1 protein-coding gene is annotated in these 249 nt (G+C 67.5%); it reads right to left on the bottom strand.

Going from position 1 to position 249, the window contains the following annotated elements:
- Nucleotides 1-206, bottom strand: a 206-nt coding sequence (locus HKX41_12615) for an FAD-dependent oxidoreductase (protein NNC24977.1), incomplete at its 3' end; no start/stop codon positions are given.
- Between the last annotated feature and the right edge of the window lie 43 nt (nt 207-249).

Genomic DNA, 249 nt, shown 5'->3' with positions numbered 1-249 from the left:
CCCTCGGCGAGAAAACGCCCAGCAATACCGCGCTGATCCAGCACCTCGATGGTGCGGGAATGCAGGCCGCCGGCCCGCGAGCCGGTCAGGCCTTGGTTGGCGCGGCGCTCGACGACGGCGACGTCGATTCCGGCTAGCGCCAGCTCAGCGGCCAGCATCAGCCCGGTCGGGCCGCCTCCAATTATTGCCACGGCATGTTCGGTCATCGTCTGCTCCTCGCTGGGTCGCTGAGGCGGCGATTGAACGATA

The organism is Salifodinibacter halophilus (genome assembly GCA_012999515.1).
Classification (GTDB): Bacteria; Pseudomonadota; Gammaproteobacteria; order Nevskiales; family Salinisphaeraceae; genus Salifodinibacter; species Salifodinibacter halophilus.
The sequence above is the reverse complement of the archived record's forward strand: the minus strand, read 5'-3'. Positions and strand labels throughout refer to the sequence as shown.